This window comes from Alphaproteobacteria bacterium (assembly GCA_017302575.1).
Lineage (GTDB): Bacteria > Pseudomonadota > Alphaproteobacteria > Rickettsiales > UBA3002 > JAFLDD01.
On sequence record JAFLDD010000001.1, the window covers coordinates 1,569,403 to 1,586,703 of the forward strand.

Annotated in this window: 15 protein-coding genes and 1 tRNA gene; 6 read left to right on the forward strand and 10 right to left on the reverse strand. The window is 51.3% G+C overall.

The window, feature by feature from the left end:
- The first annotated feature begins 110 nt into the window (after positions 1-110).
- Positions 111-2,459 (forward strand): hypothetical protein, encoded by a 2,349-nt coding sequence (locus tag J0M34_08020; GenBank protein MBN8544195.1) that lies wholly within the window; start codon positions 111-113, stop codon positions 2,457-2,459.
- On the opposite strand, the gene purD is transcribed toward J0M34_08020, so the two are convergent.
- Positions 2,456-3,700, reverse strand: a complete 1,245-nt coding sequence (purD, locus tag J0M34_08025; protein MBN8544196.1) for a phosphoribosylamine--glycine ligase — start codon at positions 3,698-3,700, stop codon at positions 2,456-2,458. The genes J0M34_08020 and purD overlap by 4 nt on opposite strands.
- Before the next feature lie 33 nt (positions 3,701-3,733).
- Here purD and J0M34_08030 point away from each other — a divergent pair, with 33 nt between their 5' ends.
- The gene (locus J0M34_08030; GenBank protein ID MBN8544197.1) at positions 3,734-5,080 is read left to right on the forward strand and encodes an exodeoxyribonuclease VII large subunit; all 1,347 of its coding nucleotides are present in this window, start codon (positions 3,734-3,736) and stop codon (positions 5,078-5,080) included.
- Positions 5,081-5,158: 78 nt separating this feature from the next.
- Here J0M34_08030 and J0M34_08035 read toward each other — a convergent pair whose 3' ends face one another.
- The 8 genes from J0M34_08035 to rlmB are packed head-to-tail and all read right to left on the reverse strand — an operon-like array spanning position 5,159 to position 13,123.
- Positions 5,159-5,506, reverse strand: a complete 348-nt coding sequence (locus tag J0M34_08035; protein ID MBN8544198.1) for a hypothetical protein — start codon at positions 5,504-5,506, stop codon at positions 5,159-5,161.
- A 38-nt stretch (positions 5,507-5,544) separates the two neighbouring features.
- Positions 5,545-6,408, reverse strand: a complete 864-nt coding sequence (locus J0M34_08040; GenBank protein MBN8544199.1) for a lauroyl acyltransferase — start codon at positions 6,406-6,408, stop codon at positions 5,545-5,547.
- Positions 6,401-7,357 (reverse strand): tetraacyldisaccharide 4'-kinase, encoded by a 957-nt coding sequence (gene lpxK, locus J0M34_08045; GenBank protein MBN8544200.1) that lies wholly within the window; start codon positions 7,355-7,357, stop codon positions 6,401-6,403. The genes J0M34_08040 and lpxK overlap by 8 nt, the downstream gene beginning before the upstream one ends.
- Positions 7,341-8,627 carry a 3-deoxy-D-manno-octulosonic acid transferase gene (locus tag J0M34_08050; protein MBN8544201.1) on the reverse strand — a complete coding sequence of 429 codons (1,287 nt, stop codon included), beginning with the start codon at positions 8,625-8,627 and terminating at the stop codon, positions 7,341-7,343. The genes lpxK and J0M34_08050 overlap by 17 nt, the downstream gene beginning before the upstream one ends.
- Positions 8,624-9,277 (reverse strand): lysophospholipid acyltransferase family protein, encoded by a 654-nt coding sequence (locus tag J0M34_08055; GenBank protein ID MBN8544202.1) that lies wholly within the window; start codon positions 9,275-9,277, stop codon positions 8,624-8,626. Before J0M34_08055 ends, J0M34_08050 begins: the two co-directional genes overlap by 4 nt.
- A complete protein-coding gene (locus J0M34_08060; protein ID MBN8544203.1) occupies positions 9,274-10,962 on the reverse strand; it encodes an ABC transporter ATP-binding protein in 1,689 nt (562 codons plus the stop codon). The genes J0M34_08055 and J0M34_08060 overlap by 4 nt, the downstream gene beginning before the upstream one ends.
- A 59-nt stretch (positions 10,963-11,021) precedes the next feature.
- A complete protein-coding gene (locus J0M34_08065) occupies positions 11,022-12,347 on the reverse strand; it encodes a TldD/PmbA family protein (protein MBN8544204.1) in 1,326 nt (441 codons plus the stop codon).
- The gene (gene rlmB, locus J0M34_08070) at positions 12,344-13,123 is read right to left on the reverse strand and encodes a 23S rRNA (guanosine(2251)-2'-O)-methyltransferase RlmB (GenBank protein ID MBN8544205.1); all 780 of its coding nucleotides are present in this window, start codon (positions 13,121-13,123) and stop codon (positions 12,344-12,346) included. The genes J0M34_08065 and rlmB overlap by 4 nt, the downstream gene beginning before the upstream one ends.
- Positions 13,124-13,289: 166 nt before the next feature.
- Here rlmB and J0M34_08075 point away from each other — a divergent pair, with 166 nt between their 5' ends.
- Both J0M34_08075 and efp read left to right on the forward strand, forming a co-directional pair.
- Positions 13,290-14,009: a hypothetical protein gene (locus tag J0M34_08075; protein ID MBN8544206.1), complete on the forward strand. Its 720-nt coding sequence runs from the start codon at positions 13,290-13,292 to the stop codon at positions 14,007-14,009.
- Positions 14,010-14,071: 62 nt separating this feature from the next.
- Positions 14,072-14,635, forward strand: a complete 564-nt coding sequence (gene efp / locus J0M34_08080) for an elongation factor P (protein ID MBN8544207.1) — start codon at positions 14,072-14,074, stop codon at positions 14,633-14,635.
- 80 nt (positions 14,636-14,715) lie between these two features.
- Here the strand turns inward: efp and J0M34_08085 are convergent, their stop codons facing one another.
- The gene (locus J0M34_08085; protein MBN8544208.1) at positions 14,716-15,648 is read right to left on the reverse strand and encodes a cation diffusion facilitator family transporter; all 933 of its coding nucleotides are present in this window, start codon (positions 15,646-15,648) and stop codon (positions 14,716-14,718) included.
- 66 nt (positions 15,649-15,714) lie between these two features.
- Here J0M34_08085 and J0M34_08090 point away from each other — a divergent pair.
- Both J0M34_08090 and tuf read left to right on the forward strand, forming a co-directional pair.
- A tRNA-Gly gene (locus tag J0M34_08090) sits at positions 15,715-15,788 on the forward strand.
- 257 nt (positions 15,789-16,045) lie between these two features.
- Entirely contained in the window at positions 16,046-17,239 is a 1,194-nt protein-coding gene (gene tuf, locus J0M34_08095) for an elongation factor Tu (GenBank protein ID MBN8544209.1), read from the forward strand.
- The last annotated feature ends 62 nt before the right edge of the window (positions 17,240-17,301 follow it).

Here is a 17,301-nt window from a genome sequence, read left to right on the forward strand (position 1 = left end):
TGTAAATAGCCAAAAAAGTGAGGAAATACCTCACTCTTCACAAAAGCTTCACACACATAAATCCCCGCGAATGTTATCGTAGGACAGTAAATAGTACATTGGGGATAATTATGAGCGCAATTGCAACAGCTGGAGATGGTTTTGAGAAGATGGTGCAGCTAATTCGAGCAGCAACCAATCTAGAACATGCGTCTCATGCAGTTTCACGTAACACTGAAATTTTCCAGAATTTGACGACTCAATCTCAGCGCATTACAAAAGCTATTCTTGAAAATGATTATCAAGCGCTACAGGAAATAAAAAGCGGTAAACTGTTTGGCGATTTGCGTACTAGCGTATCCGCTAATGCAAAAGGTAAAGATAGAGAGAATCTTTTAAGCGCTTTGGACGCGCTTGAATCGCAGGTTGCTGAAGCTCTTAAACTACGAGTCAAGAGCTTAGATCCGCTTGAGGTCCCTGATAGTTTGAAGCCGATTGCTGCGCTTTTAGAAAAGAGTGAAATTAGCGCACTTCAACTTGAAAATTTTATTTTGAGATTTGAGAAAGCTACCAGTTTGGTTGGTAAGAATGGTGTAAAGCCATTGGATGATTTGATGGCGCTTAGAAAGGGGCTTGTACAATTAAAAGACAGGCTTTCTAAAGACATCAAAATTACGAAAGTTGAAGGCGCTACTGCATTAGTGACGAAAGAATCGGCAATTGCACAAATTGAAACGGTTATTTCAACTCTAGACAAAGATGCTGCAAGAGTCATTACAACACAGCGTTCTAAATTCAATCAAAGATTAACTGCTGCAAAGCAGCCTGCCGATCTTGTGGCTTTGGCAGATGATATACGTGCGTATATCACAAAAATTGAAAAAGCAGAACTAGAGGTTCCTGCAGAATTAAGCACGCTGCTTACAACTACGACCCAAAAAGTACGTACTTTGCATGAAGATGCTGTGGCCGCTGCAGGCGCATTCAGACAAACAGGGAAGCAAGAGAGCGTGCTTGGGACCTTGCTTTCGTTCCAAAAAGCAAAAGGGCAAATTATCGATGCAAAACAGATCACAGATATTCTTTCTAGAACGGATCTGACAGCATATATTAACAAAGTTTCAAAATTCCGCACTGACACGACATCACAGCAGGTGATGAACGGAGTGAGCGGCCTGTTGGGTGTGAAAAAGGTTCTCACAGAGCTTAGGGCAGTTGCTAAAAGCGGCGCTAGAGACGTACTCGATAGACATTTAAAAGATGTTGATGTTGCCTTGGAGGCATTAACACCTAAGGCATTGGCTAAACTAAAGGAACCTGTGACTATTTCACATGCTCGTGCTGAGCTTAAATTACCAGAAGGCCCTCTTTCTGAAACGATAATTCGGACTAAAGTTAATGAGATGGAGAGGTCCATCACTGGGATTGTTGGTCGATTGAAGGGTGCGGGTGCCTCAGCTGATGTCTGCAGCCAGTATGATGCCGCACTTAGGGCAAGAGTCAGCGATCTCTCTTTAGCTGCACATCAACAAATCTCAAGCCAATCCTCCGTTACTAAAGTAGCAGATACGCTTGCACCCAAGAAAGCCCATTTTGCCGGCGTTGTTTCAACCATACGCGGCGACGGTGGCGAAAAAGTTACCAAGGTTATCAAGTCGATCGAAGGCAGCATGAAAGATCTGGCAAACAAGATCCGTATTGCGGGCGGCTTGTCGATGGTTGCGCAAGGTAAAATTGCTGGCACCTTAAGTCAGATAACGCGACATATCGATGATATGCCAGATGCGATGGTTCGCTATGCCACGAAGAGAGACCTTAACCCGAGAAAATGGCAAGAGCATTTCCATAAGCTTTCTGACTACGCAGATTTTGCTTATGGCCATGACGCAAAAAGCGGCAAAGGAATCGTGGATTTGCTTGATGACGTCGCTGCTACGCCCAGTGAGAAGATAGCATTTGCACCGCTTCTTAGGAAAGTGGAAGCATTTTATGAGCAAAGAGAAATGTCGCCAGCAGCAATGCCAGATCCTGATACACTTGAAGCCATGAAGACAATTGCTGGAAGACTTAATACGCAAGAAAAAGTTCTGACAAGTAAGATGCAGGATAAATTTAAGTCCATCCAAGACGGTGTAGCGCATGTGCAAGAGCTTTCAAAAGCTAAGCGCTATGAGTCAATTGCTACAAGCATGGATGTTGCAAAACTCGAAGATTTGGGTGAATCTCTCACTCGCCTGAATCAACATGGCATTATGAAGGTCGACCCCAAAGATCTTACTAGTCCGATGGGCGCGATAAAGCATTTAACAGATGATGTAACCAAAGCTAACGTTATGGTGCGGGATGGTGTTATGCCTGAGCGTCTTTCGAAGCGCGTGCGTGGTCTGGCTGGTGCGATTGCTGATGCTCCATATCAGAAGCGTTTGGCAGAGGAAGCGGCGCGAGCTGCAAAGTCAGTTGACCAAGGTGCTAGCGTCTAGCTTAATGCCCGCCAACCGATATCGCGGCGGCAGAAACCTTCTGGCCAATCGATAGCATCGACTGCTTTATAGGCTTTATCGAACGCTTCTTTGAGTGTTGGGGCAGTCGCCACCACATTCAATACGCGCCCACCATTCGCGACGATATTACCATCTTTTTCGGCGGTGCCTGCATGCAAAATATCGGCGTGCTTTGCCGCAGCATCGAGATTGCGAATCACCGTGCCTTTGAGTGGTGTCGCGGGGTAGCCTTTTGCGGCCATGACTACGCAAAGCGCTGAAACCGCATCGAACGAAAGATACTGTGTATCGAGATTGCCCACCGCGCAGCTATGCAGCAATTTCGCAGCATCCCCATTAAAGCGTGCGAACATGACTTGCGTTTCGGGGTCACCAAATCGGCAATTAAACTCGATGAGTTTGGGGCCTTTCGTGGTAATCATGATACCCGCGAATAGCACGCCGATATAGGGGATTCCTTCACTTGCCAGCCCTTCGATTGCAGGGGTGATGATGTTCTCCATCACTTCTTTTTCAATAGCGGGGGTGGAGCACGGCGCAGGCGAATAAGTGCCCATGCCGCCCGTGTTGGGACCCGTGTCACCATCACCGACGCGTTTATGGTCTTGCGCGCTGGCGAATAGCACGGCGCGTTTACCGTCGCTCAATGCGAATACGCTGGTTTCTTCACCCACCAAACATTCCTCCAGCACGACGGTGCTGCCTGCATCGCCAAAGGCGCCTGCAAAGCAATCTTCAATCGCGGCGGCGGCTTCTTGTTCCGTCATCGCTACGGTCACGCCTTTGCCTGCGGCCAAGCCGTCGGCCTTAACGACAATCGGTGCACCTTGCTGCTTCAGATAGGCGAGGGCTTCTTCCTTGCTGGTGCAGGTTTTATAGGCGGCGGTTGGCAGGTTATATTTGTCGCAAAGTTTTTTGGTGAAGTCTTTCGAGGCTTCCACCTGTGCGCCTGCTTTGCTGGGGCCGAAGGTGGCGATGCCTGCGGCACGCAATTCATCCGCCAGACCTTCTACCAAAGGTGCTTCGGGGCCGACGATGACAAGGTCAATGGATTCTGTTTTGCAGTAGTTTACTGCACCGTCGATGCTGACGCATGGCACGTCATTTTTAATGCCTGCATTGCCCGGAGAGCAGATGACGTGGGGTTTCGAAGGGCTCCTGAGCAGCGCCTTGATAATGGCGTGTTCACGACCGCCAGAACCGATGACCAAAATTTTCATAGGAATCCCCGAATTCACTGCTAGTGTTTAGACATGGCATTCACGCATAATCAACCTGAATATAGTGTTTCGGAGATTGCAGGGCACATCAAGCGTGTGGTCGAGGATACGTTCGGCCAAGTGCGTGTGCGCGGCGAAGTCTCGAAAATCTCGGTGAATGCGTCGTCTGGCCACGCATACTTCACCATGAAAGACGACAAAGCGGTACTGGATGCGGTATGCTGGAAAGGGACGTTCCAGAAGCTCGCCCATAAGCCCGAAGCAGGGTTGGAGGTGATTGCAACGGGTCGCCTCACTACCTATCCGGGTAGTTCGAAATATCAGTTGGTGATTGAGTCGATTGAACCTGCGGGCATCGGCGCGTTGATGGCACAGCTTGAAAAACGTAAGCAGCAGCTTGCTGCCGAAGGTTTGTTTGATGCAGCACGTAAAAAACCGCTTCCTTATTTGCCGCGCGTTATTGCTGTCATTACTTCGCCAACGGGTGCGGTGATTCGCGATATTCTGCATCGCATTTCGGACAGGTTTCCGAGCCATGTGATTGTCTGGCCAGTGGCGGTACAAGGCCAAGGCGCTGCCGAGCAGATTGCGATGGCAATAGAGGGCTTCCAGAATTTCTCTCCCAAGCCTGACCTATTAATCGTTGCGCGGGGTGGTGGTTCGATTGAAGATTTATGGTGTTTTAACGAAGAGATCGTAGTGCGTGCGGCGGCAGCTTCGAACATTCCTCTGATTTCGGCAGTCGGTCACGAAACGGATACGACGTTGATAGATTATGCATCCGACATGCGTGCGCCAACGCCAACGGCTGCGGCTGAAATGGCCGTGCCAGTGCGTGAAGAGCTGATGGTGCTCGTCGAAGATCATGGGTTGAGGATGCGCGAAGGATTGCATCGGAAATTACAATTTTCGCAGGAACGTTTGACGGGTGTGGCACGTGGTTTGCCAAGTCTTGCTAATCTGCTTGGGCTTGCGTCGCAGCGCGTGGATGAGCTTGCAACGCGTTTGAATATCGCCTTGCCGAGCGTGCTGGAGCGTGCCGCGCAACGCGTGAAGCTACTGAGCGCAAAGCTCACGCCTTCGCATATTGTGCAGCAACTTACGCACCAATCGCACCGTGTGCAATTGGTGATGGCGCGACTGACGCCGCTGATGGAGCGTAAGTTGGAACAGGCTGCACAACGCGTGGAATTGATGGCTTCTCAATTGCAGCATTTGGATGTGAATCATGTGCTCAAGCGCGGATTTGCCATCGTGAAATCGGGCGATACAATTTTCACCAGCGCTGCTGCATTGCCGCAGGGTGAAATCACGCTGCAATTTGCGGATGGTGAGAAGAAAGCATTCGTTGGAACGAAGAAGCAAGGTGAGTTGTTTTAGTATTTTCGAGGGGGTCTTACCCCCTCGTGACTCCCCCGCCGCTTTGCGGCTCGCGCAGCTGCGGCGCTACGCAACGTGCTAAGTTACGGATGCCATGCGGAAGAAATTCACCAGCATGGAAACTAATTTCCACGTCAGGAAACCAGCAATTGCAATACCAAGAAGTGGCAGGCCGAATAAGGGCAGGGTGAAATCAACAAAATTGGAGGTGGCCATATGTGCGCTCCAATAACTGAAGAGCTGCCCATACACGTCGAACATATAAAATACATCAAGCTTGTGCTGCCATAACGGATTCACCGCATCGGGCTGCTGGTAGATAACATAAGCGGCGCCAAAGAACCCTGCATAAGCAGGCGTGAACGCAACAAATGCCACGATGAACGGCACGATGAGTGCCAGTGGAAATAAATAAAGAGGATTCATAGGTGGAATATGGTGTTTAGTGGGTAAGTTTCAAGTGCTTATTTGGGCCAACGGCGATGTAGCCAGAACCATTGGCTTGGTATGTCGCGCACCCAGCTACCGATGATATCGTTAAATTGCTGCGTAAGGGCGAGCATGGCTGCCTCATCATCCCCTTCTGGAAGGGTGATTGGCGGGTAGTAAATGACGCGGTGGTGATGCCCATGCTCGCGAATAGAACGCGCCATGACGATGTGAAGCTTGTGCTTAATGGCGAGTTTGGCGGCGGATGTCATGGTCATGGCGGGTGCGTTTAAGAATGGCAGCAGCGCGCCGTCATTGTCTTTTTGGTCCACCAGCATCAGGAACGATTCGCCCCTACTAATCGCACGTAACGTGCCGCGTGCACCTTCTTTGCCTTTGCCATAATGGCCAAGACTATAGGATCTGCGTTGCTTATCGATCAGCCTATCGATGAATGGATTATTCGGTGGACGATAAACAATATGCCCCTTGAGGCCCGATAAGGCAGCAGCTTTGGGCAATATTTCCCAATTGCCGATATGGCCTGAAACAATCATTGAGGGTGCGTTGGAAGCAATCATATTCTGAATATGTTCGCCTCCTTCAATAGTGATGAAGCGGTCCAGTGCGCCGCGCGCGAGATGTGGGTACTCGCATAGAATGCGCCCCATATTATCCCACATGGCAGTTACGGCATCACTGCGCTGTGTCTCAGATAATTCAGGCAGGTGCTGCGCCATGAGACGCTCTGCCATTTTGGTGCGCTTAATATAGGGGCCGAGTGTTCGTCCAAGCCAGCCACCAAAGCGCGACGCAGTAACGGGTGGCAGCAGACCAACTAACTGGAAGAAACTCCAGACGATGATGTACTCAACGATATTCTGTAAACCTCTAAGCATATAGCTTTTGCTCCAGCCATTGGCGCAACGCAGCAGGTTCTTCAAGATGCAGCGCAACGGGTACGTAGCGAATACGTGTTTGCCACTGTGCGGGGAGCCTTACCCAATCTTTCTCGGTTGTCACTAACATAGCACCACTCTGATTAAGCAGCGCCAGTTCCTTTTCACTGAAATGGTGATGGTCAGCAAAACTAAAAGTACCGCTAAGCACTGCGCCAAGTTCAAGCAATGTGTCGTAGAATTTTTGCGGGCGAGCAATACCCGCAAACGCAATAACATGGGTGCCCTTCAGCCAGTTTGTGTCACCTGTAGCGCGTATTGATGCATTGAAGATTGGCAAGGTAATCTTATCGCGCAGATGGTGCTTATCTTGGCCAATAAGAATCACCGCGTCGCAACGTGTGAGGGCGTGTGCAAGTGATTCGCGCAATGGACCAGCAGGCAAATATCTGCCATTGCCCACACCATATGCTCCGTCGATGACCAGCAAATTCACGTCTTTGGAGAGTGCATAATGCTGCAAGCCATCATCACAGAGCAGAATATCGGCACCCGCAGCAATCGCTGCGATGCCTGATTGAAAACGACTGGGGAATACCCATGTGGGTGCGTGTTTGGCGAGTAACAATGCTTCGTCGCCGACCTGACGCGTGTGATGGTGTTGGGTGGCAACGCGTATAGGTGTTGCAATGGTTGCGCCGTAACCGCGCGAAAGAATGTGAGGTGTCTTGCCCATTTCTTGCAGCAGGTGTGCAAGCATGATGGTGGTAGGTGTTTTGCCAGCGCCGCCGGCGGTGATGTTGCCAATGCTGATAACGGGCGCATGAAGCGTTTCGGGTTTTGTGAATTTTCGATGCAGCATAGAACCTAAACCATATAGCCATGCTAGTGGCAGAAGTAGCGTGGATATAGCGCTTTTCGCTGTCCAGAAATTAGGCTGCGTGCGCATAGCTGCTACGCTCGTGGAGTATATGATTAATGTGTAGTACGATGGTTTCGGCAGCACCTTGCGATGCCATTACCACATCGAGCGCACGCTCTGCCATGCCTAGGCGTGCTTCGTCATCTGCCAGAAGTTTGACAATCGCGCGTGCCAGCATGTCATTGTCATGCACCACTTGGATGGCGCGTTGTGCGCGTAGCGCTTCCATCACGGCAGCGAAGTTGTGGGTATGTTCACCCGTGAGTAGTGCGCAATTTAAGCGTGCGGGCTCAAGCGGGTTGTGACCACCATGCGCGACTAAAGAGCCACCCAAGAATACAATATCACTGAGGCGGAAGAATAATCCCAACTCACCCATCGTGTCGGCGAGGTAAATGTCGGTATTCGCGGTGATAGGCTCACCCTCGCTGCGCTGCGCCACTTGCAACCCTGCGGCGCGCAATTCAGCAGTAATGGCTTTACCGCGATGTGCGTGGCGTGGGATGATGATGGTAAGCACCTCAGGGTAGAGTCTTTTTACCTGCGTGTGAGTGTGGATGAGCTGCATCTCCTCACCAGGGTGGGTGCTTGCTGCCACCCAAGCAGGACGATTGGCTAGCTGTTCACCTAATTGTGCAAGGCTATTTGCTTCGGCCATCAATGCATCTGCATCGTATTTGAGGTTGCCGACATAGCGGACTTTCTTCGCACCGAGTAAGCGGTAGCGTGCACCGTCCTCTTCGCTCATCACAAACATCATGTCGAAGCAGTTGAGCATGTGTTTGGCTAATTTAGGCCAACGTGTCCAGCGTGTATAGGCGCGCGGCGACATGCGTCCATTAATGAGCATGAGTGGTAATTTTTGCTGCGCAATTTGCTGCAACATTTGTGGCCAAAGTTCTGACTCTACCCACAATGCCAGATCAGGACGCCATTGGCGCATGAAGCGCTTGCAGGCCAGAGGCACGTCGCTAGGCAGGTATTGGTGAATCACGCGCGGCAGGTTTTTCGCTTTAATCATTTGTGCGGACGTGAGGGTTCCCGTGGTCACCAAAATATGGAGTTTGGCATGCTGTGCTAATAATTTATCGATGAGCGTGAATACGGATTGTGTTTCACCGACGCTTGCAGCGTGCAGCCAAATGAGCTTGCCCTCAGGGCGGCGGATGCGTGTGGCGCCGAAACGCTCGCCCAAACGACTTGCTTCTTCTTTGCCGCGCTTGGTGCGGCGCTTGAGCCAGAACCATAGCAGTGGCGTCAATAACCAACCTAGCAGACTGTAGAGGTGAATAATCATGCGGCGGCCTTATCTGCTTCCTGCATCACGTGGTTGATGCGGTTTTGTAGATATTCGGAGCGCTCTTCTACATTATCTTCGGGCGCAATGATGAGTGGTTCACCTACGACAAACACCACTTTGCTGAAGGGTTTGGGTAGTAAGAATTTATCCCAGCTATCGAAAATTTTTGCGCGCGAGGCACCAAAGCTAATAGGCACAAGAGGAAGCCCTGTTTTTTGTGCGATATAGGCGGCGCCATGCTGCGCAATAAACGCTGGGCCCTTGGGACCATCAGGAGTGATAGCGATGTTGGTGCCACCAGCAACTGCCGTGATGACCTCACGAATCGCTGCATCGCCACCTTTTTTGGTGGAGCCGCGTACCGTGCCAATGTTAAAATGTTTGAGAACATCCGTGATAATCTGTCCGTCGCGGTGGCGGGAAATCATCACGCGCATGTCGCGCTGTTTGGGGCGCTTGAAGACGTTCAAAATCATGCGGCCATGCCAGAAGCAGAAAATCGCCTGTTGTTCGCCATTCATAAACGGCTTTGAGGCCTCTGGTATCGTCATCCGAACGCGCGCTGTGGCATAGATAAAGCGCAGCCATGTGCTCAGAAGCCATGAGACAAGCGGATGGAGTTCTTCCGATTTCATCACTTTTTTCATTGGGCGAATTGTAGCTGATACAAATCATGATACAAGCCACCTTCGGCAATCAAGCTCTGGTGGGTGCCTGATGCGACAATGCGGCCTTTATCCAGCACGACGATCTGATCGGCGTGGTGGATAGTAGAAAGGCGGTGGGCAATCACCAAGGTTGTGCGGTGTTGCATGAGTTCGGCCAATGCATCCTGCACTAAGCGTTCGGACGTGTTGTCGAGCGCAGAGGTCGCTTCGTCCAGCAACAGAATGGGTGCGTTTTTCAAGATGGCACGAGCAATCGAAAGGCGCTGACGCTGGCCACCAGAAAGCTTCACGCCATGTGGACCAATCGGAGTGTCGTAGCCTTGTGGTAATTCACGAATGAACGCATCGGCGTGGGCTTTTTTTGCGGCCTCGATAATTTCAGCTTCGCTAGCATCCAGCTTACCATAGGCGATATTGCCACGAACCGTATCATCAAAGAGCACGATATCTTGGCTCACTAATGCAAATGCATTGCGCAGCGAAGCGATGGTAACGTCTTTAATGTTTTGCCCGTCTATGGTGATGTGGCCGCTTTGCGCGTCATAGAAGCGCAATAGCAGATTCATCAAGGTCGTTTTGCCGCCGCCCGATGGGCCAACTAATGCTACCGTTTTTCCTGCGGGAACAATGAAAGAAACCTGTTCAACGCCGCCTTTGCCTGTTCCATAAGCGAAGCTGACATTCTGTAGCACTACTTCACCCTTCGCGATGGCAAGCGGCGCTGCATGAGGTGATTGTGTAATCGTATTGGCTGTGTCCATCACATCAAAGTAGCGCTGCGCGGCAGCCATACCTTCTTGCAATTGCGTATTGAGTGACGAAAGCACTTTCACAGGGCGATAGGCCATCATCATCGCAGTGAGGAAGGAGAAGAATTCGCCCGCCGTGGTGCGCTCGCGAATGACTTCGAACCCGCCGTACCACACCACACCTGCAATCGCGATAGCGCCAATCAAGTTCATGATTGGGCCGCTTGCTGCTTGCACACGTGATGCTTTGAAATAGAGTCGGAATAATTCGCTCAGCATATTGCGCACGCGGTGGGTTTCGAACTCTTCACGCCCGTAGGCTTTTACAGCGCGTACACCTTGGAAGGTGTCATCAAGCTGGCTGGTGAAGTCAGCGAATTTGGACTGGGTTGCGTCCGTGATTTTGCGCATGCGGCGGCCAAGGCGCACGGTGGGCAGCACACCAAAAAGCAGAATAAAGAAGGTGAATAGAGCCATTTGCCAGCTCTGCCAAAACATAAGGCCGACCAGAAATAATGCGGTCATGGCTTCTTTGATGAAACCAGTGAGCACGTTGGACACACTCAGTCGCATGAGCATGATATCATTGGTCATGCGCGAGATGAGTCGGCCCGAGGTTTGGTCATGAAAAGTGGTGATATCAGCGCGGATGAGGTGGGCAAATAACGCACCCTGCATGTCGGTGACGACTTTCTGCCCTACGTAACGCAATTGTAGCGATTGGCCGTAATCACCCAAGGCGCCAGCGAAAGCAATCAGCAAAATGATGAAAGGCAGTATCAGCAGTTTATCGGCGTCTTTATTGACGAAGATATCGTCGAGTACAGGCTTGACCATGTAGGCTTGTGCAGCCGTTGCGCCAGCGACCAGCACCATGCAGCCCGCAGCAATCAATAGACGCTTGCGATAGGGCATCACATGGCTTCTAACCAAGCGCCGCCATAATTGCCATGTGCTGTTCTTGAAACGTGCCACTAGTTGCCTGCCACTGCCATGTTCGCCACGCGTAAGGTTGGTACGTTGAAACCATACTCGAAAGTTAAATCATTTGCTGCAGTGAGTTGTGCGAACAACTCGCGCAAATTGCCAGCAATCGTAATTTCGCTAACGGGATAGATCATCTCGCCATTCTCAACCATGAAGCCTGAAGCGCCTTGCGAGTAATCACCCGTGATGAGGTTGACGCCATGGCCAAATGTTTCGGTGATGTAAAGCGCAGTACCTGTTTCCTGCATCAGCGCTTTGGGTGTTTGTACGCCTGCTTCAATATAGAGATTAGTAGCAGAAGGATGTGGCGCAGATGACAAGCTGCGCGAAGCATGGCCTGTTGTTTTCATGCCGAGCTGATTGGCTGAGCGTGTATCAAGGAACCAGCTATTGAGGGTTCCCGCACTTACCATGGCTTGTTTTTTTACAGCGACACCTTCGCCATCGCATGGGCGCGAGGCAAGACCACGTTTTATGAGCGGGTCGTCACTGATGGAAATGGTTTTGGAAAACACTTGTTTGCCTAAATCTTGTTTCAAGAAACTCGTGCCGCGCGCAATCGCGCTGCCCGAGATGGCGCCAGCAAACGCACCAAGCAACTGTTTGCCCACGCGTGGCTCGAAAATTACAGGCAGATTGGTTGAAGCGATTTTGCGCGGGTTCATGCGACGCAAGGTGCGTAGCGCCGCTTCTTTGCCGATAGATTCTGCGCTGCGAATATCGCGCATGAAGCGTTTGCTGCTATAGGCATAATCACGCTGCATCGTATCGCCAGTGCCTGCGATGAGTGATAAGGATAGCCCGCCATGCGTCGTGCGATATTCATGCGCAACACCATGCGATGTAAACAGACCAACATGCAGTGTTCCCCATGACGCGTCGGCACCTTCGCTGTTGGTGATGCCTTTCTCGCTTCTGCCTGCAGCTTCGCATTCGCGGGCGAGGCGTTGCAAGTCTTTCATGCTGGGCTCGGTGTTATCGGCCAGCTCCAGTTCGGGTAATGCTGCTGCCAGTAATGCTGCGTCCGCGAGTGCAACATGCGGATCAGTGGGTGCTGCTTTGGCAATAGCAACCGTATTCTCCACCAACTTTTCAATAGCGTGTGGTGAGAGGTCGGAGGTTGAGAGTGTCGCGGTGCGCTTGCCCACGAAAACGCGAATACCTAATCCGCAGGCTTCAGATTGTTCAATCGTTTCGGGTGCTTCATTGCGGATACTGGCCGTTAGGTCGCGTGAGGTAACAATCAAGGCATCGGAGGCATCGGCGCCACTGCGCATTGCGAGGGTAATGGCTTTTTGTGCAGCATCGCTCATGCGCGGCTCACGTAAAGTTGATAGAGTGCAACTGCGGCAGCGTTGGATACGTTGAGGCTTTCCATGCGGCTGTCGATAGGTAGCTTTACCAGTTCGTCGCAACTTTCAGCAGTGAGGCGGCGCATGCCTTTGCCCTCAGCACCCAATATGAGCGCTAGTTTTCCCGTTGGCTTACTTTCAGCAAGGGTGCGTTTACCCGTGCCATCTAATCCCAATGTCCAAAAGCCCGCATCCTTGATGTCGCGAATCGCTTGGGCGAGGTTGGTGACCTCAATCATCGGCACGATATCAAGCGCACCACAGGCAGCTTTCGCCATGACGGAGGCTTCGCGTGCCGAATGGTCCTTGGTGAGAATGAGTGCTGTTGCACCAAAGGCTGCAGCGCTACGTAAAATCGCGCCGACATTATGTGGATCTGTCACTTGGTCAAGAATCAATAAGGGGCCATTTCCCATCAGGTGCGGCTCAAGCGTATCGCGCTCAAGTGGGTGCACCAGCGCAGCGATGCCTTGGTGCACGGTGTCAGAGCCTGCGACGCGCTCAATCTCTTTACCCTCAACGGTTTCAGGGCGTATATTGCGCTCAAAACGCGGTAATTCAGCAGCCGAGGAACTGGTAACCAACAAGCGACTAACGGTGCGCTCTGGGTTATTCAGGGCGGCTAGAACGGCATGCCACCCGACCATCCAATAGCTCCCTGTGGGTGTGGCTGGTCGTTTTTGATCATGTTCGGGCCGTTGGTGATGGGGCCGATTCTTGTGTTTCTTCATAGACATAGCCGCCTTCATAGCCCATAGCACCCCTGCTTACTAGTAGAAACTTGACCCGCTTAATATACTGATAAATAACATTTTTACTGATTGATTGTTCATGGAAATGTCATACAAATCAGCGTTATGGTCTGATAGATTAGTGCAACTTACATCCTAGAAGGGTTGCACTATGACCAATCGCCCAGGTGATTTGCCAAGCTATCGTTACGGTAGTCCGTCTGAACCTACCCGTGACGAAAAAGGGTATGATGTGGCTGTAAACCGTGATGGTGCAAATTATGGTGTTCTTGGAGGCACTGGAGATTTTTCACCAGAGATAGATGTGCGCGATTACGGTGATTTCGTATTGAACTTAAGTGCAATCGACAAGCGGTTGGTGCGCACAAGTAAACCTATTATTCCATGGCTTGGAGTGCGCAATACATTACTTGATAACATGACGATCAATAACCAGCCTGAAGCTCCTATCGAAGTAAAATGGACAATGTTACTAAATTATGTCGCGCAACATTTACCACAGGGTGTTGTGATGCCTGCGCAGTCGGAATTGCATGGTAAGCAGCCAGTAGGCGGTTTGGCGGAGCTACTGATTACTGGGCTTGGGCTTCAAGGGTATAACGGCGCGCTGAACAACGCGCTTATTGAGGCGGAGGGATTTACTTTTGCCGACGAGGCCGAAAGGGATTTACTTGGCAGAGAGGCGGGTTCGTCGCGCGAGCTTTTGATTGATGATCCAGAGCTTGGCAGTGCGCATGAACGTAAACAATGGGTAGCAGCGCATGTAGACCCGCAAGCGCCGATAGCGCAGGGTGAGAACCCCTATGGAGCGGTTGGAAGACTGGCTCGTGAAGCACGTGCTGCACATCCCAACGGGCAGGGCAAAGTCTAGTCCCCGCTTGCATTCTGTGAATCGGGCGCTATGTTCCCGCCAGCAATTTCAAGGAGTGACTTATGAAAGTCGATGGTTCAGCCGTACGTTCCGGCATGGTGATTGAATATGAAAATAAGCTTTGGCTTGTAGTGAAGCACGAGATTCGCACGCCAGGTAACTTGCGCGCATTCAACCAAGTTGAATTGAAAGATGTAAAGTCGGGCACCAAAAACAATATCCGCCTGAACTCGGGCGCGGCGGTTGAGCGCGTGCAGATCGATTCACGTAAAGCGAACTTCCTATTCGATGATGGTGAGAACCTCAACTTCATGGACAATGAGAATTTCGAGCAATTCACTCTGCCTAAGGAGCTGATTGGCGATGCGCTGCCATTCTTGCAAGACAACATGACGGTGGATATCGAAATGTATGAAACCACACCGCTTTCGGTGAAACTTCCTGGTACAGCAGTTTGCGAAATCGTTGATACGGAAGCAGTGGTGAAGGGTCAGACGGCATCGTCGTCGTACAAGCCAGCAACGCTCGATAATGGCGCGCGCGTAATGGTTCCGCCTTATATCACCACGGGCGAGAAAATCGTCGTGAAGATCGAAGATTTGAGCTTCATGGAAAGAGCGAAATAACTTCGTAGAAGTTATTTCATATTAAGCTCGCTCAAGCGCCGCTGTGCTTTCGTCCTCAACGGACGTCCATGCGTGGGTTATTATGCTTCGCGTGGATCGGGGTGAATAATCACCTCTGCGCCTGGGAAAGTTTCCATCAATGTGTTTTCCAGCCTATCGACAATGTCGTGTGCTTCCCTGAAGCTCAGTGACGCGTCAATATCGATATGCATCTGCATAAACGGTTTATTGCCAGCGTAGCGTGTTTTGAGGTTATGGTGGCCACGCACCTCTGGCATGCTTTCCAACACCTCATAGATTTTTGCTTTTTCACTGTCGGGCATCTCTTTGTCCATGAGGTTGTTATAGGCGCGCAGGCCCAAGTCTTTGCTTGAGTAAATAATTGCAATCGCCATTAAGATGGCCATGGCAGGGTCAGCCCACAACCAACCTGAAACACTGGTGAGTACGAGCGCAACAATCACACCAAGATTGAACAGCACGTCGCCGACGTAGTGCAATCTGTCTGCTGCGACGATGAGTGATTTGGTGCGTTTGGCGACATAGCCTTGAAAGAGCACGAGAACGCCTGTTGCAATCATCGCGATGATGGAAACACCAATACCGAGTGTAGAATGTATCATAGGCTCGGGGCTTGCCAGACGCTCAAATGACTGCAGCATAATGATAAGCATGGACGCCACAATGCAGGCGCACTGTGCGAGGCCAACAATGTCCTCGATACGTGTATGGCCGAAGCGGTGGTCGTCATCTGCGGGTTTGAGCGCGTAGCTTAGCGCTACCAAGTTCATTACCGAGGTCAGAACGTCAAAAAACGAGTCGGTGAGGGAGGAGAGCATGGCGAGCGAATCGCTCATCCACCATGCAACGGTTTTTAGGATAATCAGTGCCGAGGCCATGCCTACGGAGGCATAGGTGGCAAGGCGCATGAGCCGCGCGTGCTCTTCGTAAACAGTGCCGCGAATCTCTGGCGAGACGCTTGGTGTGTGATGGTGGTGATGAAAGGTGCCCATGAGGTGACTATACTTAACGATACCTACTTGTCACGTGGCCAATTTGCCGTATAAAGGCAATCCGATGCGGGTGTAGTTCAATGGTAGAACGGCAGCCTTCCAAGCTGCATACGTGGGTTCGATTCCCATCACCCGCTCCATTTACCCATCGCCATTTGGTGATGGGTAAATGGAAAGATGATGCTAGAGAACCCACAGGTTCACAAAACTTCAGGAGAAGTTTTGGACGGCGAAGCCGCCCGCAGGGTGGAGGCCAGTAGGCCGACATCAATTCCCATCACCCGCTGCATCTTTTCCGCTTGCAGCGCCTGACGGTTTGCGCTAAACCCCGCCCATCCTACGCGCTGGAGCGCATGTTGCGCGCGCTTAAAATTTGTAAAGACTTGAGGAGTTTAACATGGCTAAGGAAAAATTTGAGAGAACGAAACCGCACTGTAACATCGGGACGATTGGTCACGTTGACCATGGTAAGACGTCGTTGACGGCAGCGATTACGAAAGTAATGGCGAAGCAGAACAGCAAGAACGCGTACAAGGGTTACGATCAGATTGACGCTGCACCAGAAGAGAAGGCGCGCGGTATTACGATCAACACGGCACACGTTGAGTACGAGACGGAGAACCGTCACTACGCACACGTAGATTGCCCAGGCCACGCGGATTACGTGAAGAACATGATCACGGGTGCTGCTCAGATGGACGGCGCGATTCTCGTGGTATCGGCTGCGGACGGCCCAATGCCACAGACCCGCGAGCACATTCTGCTGGCGCGTCAGGTTGGCGTACCTGCGATTGTTGTGTTCTTGAACAAGTGCGACATGGTTGACGATAAAGAACTTCTTGAGTTGGTTGAGATGGAAGTTCGTGAATTGCTCAGCAAGTACAACTTCCCAGGCGACACGATTCCCATCATTCATGGTTCGGCATTGAGCGCGCTTGAAGGTAAAGCGGATGGCTTTGGTGAAGAAGCGATTCTGAAGCTGATGGCTGCTGTTGATGCGAACATTCCACAGCCTGCACGCCCAGTTGACCAACCATTCCTGATGCCAGTTGAGGACGTGTTCTCGATTTCGGGTCGTGGTACGGTAGTAACGGGTCGTGTTGAGCGCGGTCAGATTAAAGTGGGTGAAGAGCTTGAAGTGATTGGCTTGAAAGACACTCAGAAGACGACCTGCACGGGTATCGAGATGTTCCGCAAGTTGCTGGACGAAGCACAAGCAGGTGACAACGCGGGCGTATTGCTGCGTGGTCTGAAGCGTGAGGACGTTGAGCGTGGCCAAGTATTGGCGAAGCCAGGTTCGATCACGCCACACACGAAGTTCGAAGCTGAGGCGTATGTACTCACCAAGGATGAGGGTGGCCGTCACACGCCGTTCTTCACCAACTACCGCCCACAGTTCTACTTCCGCACGACCGACGTGACGGGCGTAGTGAAGCTGCCAGCGGGTGTTGAGATGGTGATGCCTGGCGATAACATTAAGATGGAAATCGAATTGATTGCTCCGATCGCTATGGATCAGGGTCTTCGCTTCGCGATCCGTGAAGGCGGCCGTACCGTAGGTGCTGGCGTCGTCGCTAAAGTAGTTGCGTAAGCGACTGCCAAAAGACTAACGAAAAGCCCACTGGAAACGGTGGGCTTTTTTGTTGGCTAGAC

Excerpts from the sequence above, each read along its gene's own strand:
- J0M34_08020 (MBN8544195.1), top strand. The coding sequence starts at position 111 with ATGAGCGCAATTGCAACAGCTGGAGATGGTTTTGAGAAGATGGTGCAG.
- purD (MBN8544196.1), bottom strand. The coding sequence starts at position 3,700 with ATGAAAATTTTGGTCATCGGTTCTGGCGGTCGTGAACACGCCATTATC.
- J0M34_08030 (MBN8544197.1), top strand. The coding sequence starts at position 3,734 with ATGGCATTCACGCATAATCAACCTGAATATAGTGTTTCGGAGATTGCA.
- J0M34_08035 (MBN8544198.1), bottom strand. The coding sequence starts at position 5,506 with ATGAATCCTCTTTATTTATTTCCACTGGCACTCATCGTGCCGTTCATC.
- J0M34_08040 (MBN8544199.1), bottom strand. The coding sequence starts at position 6,408 with ATGCTTAGAGGTTTACAGAATATCGTTGAGTACATCATCGTCTGGAGT.
- lpxK (MBN8544200.1), bottom strand. The coding sequence starts at position 7,357 with ATGCGCACGCAGCCTAATTTCTGGACAGCGAAAAGCGCTATATCCACG.
- J0M34_08050 (MBN8544201.1), bottom strand. The coding sequence starts at position 8,627 with ATGATTATTCACCTCTACAGTCTGCTAGGTTGGTTATTGACGCCACTG.
- J0M34_08055 (MBN8544202.1), bottom strand. The coding sequence starts at position 9,277 with ATGAAAAAAGTGATGAAATCGGAAGAACTCCATCCGCTTGTCTCATGG.
- J0M34_08060 (MBN8544203.1), bottom strand. The coding sequence starts at position 10,962 with ATGCCCTATCGCAAGCGTCTATTGATTGCTGCGGGCTGCATGGTGCTG.
- J0M34_08065 (MBN8544204.1), bottom strand. The coding sequence starts at position 12,347 with ATGAGCGATGCTGCACAAAAAGCCATTACCCTCGCAATGCGCAGTGGC.
- rlmB (MBN8544205.1), bottom strand. The coding sequence starts at position 13,123 with ATGTCTATGAAGAAACACAAGAATCGGCCCCATCACCAACGGCCCGAA.
- J0M34_08075 (MBN8544206.1), top strand. The coding sequence starts at position 13,290 with ATGACCAATCGCCCAGGTGATTTGCCAAGCTATCGTTACGGTAGTCCG.
- efp (MBN8544207.1), top strand. The coding sequence starts at position 14,072 with ATGAAAGTCGATGGTTCAGCCGTACGTTCCGGCATGGTGATTGAATAT.
- J0M34_08085 (MBN8544208.1), bottom strand. The coding sequence starts at position 15,648 with ATGGGCACCTTTCATCACCACCATCACACACCAAGCGTCTCGCCAGAG.
- tuf (MBN8544209.1), top strand. The coding sequence starts at position 16,046 with ATGGCTAAGGAAAAATTTGAGAGAACGAAACCGCACTGTAACATCGGG.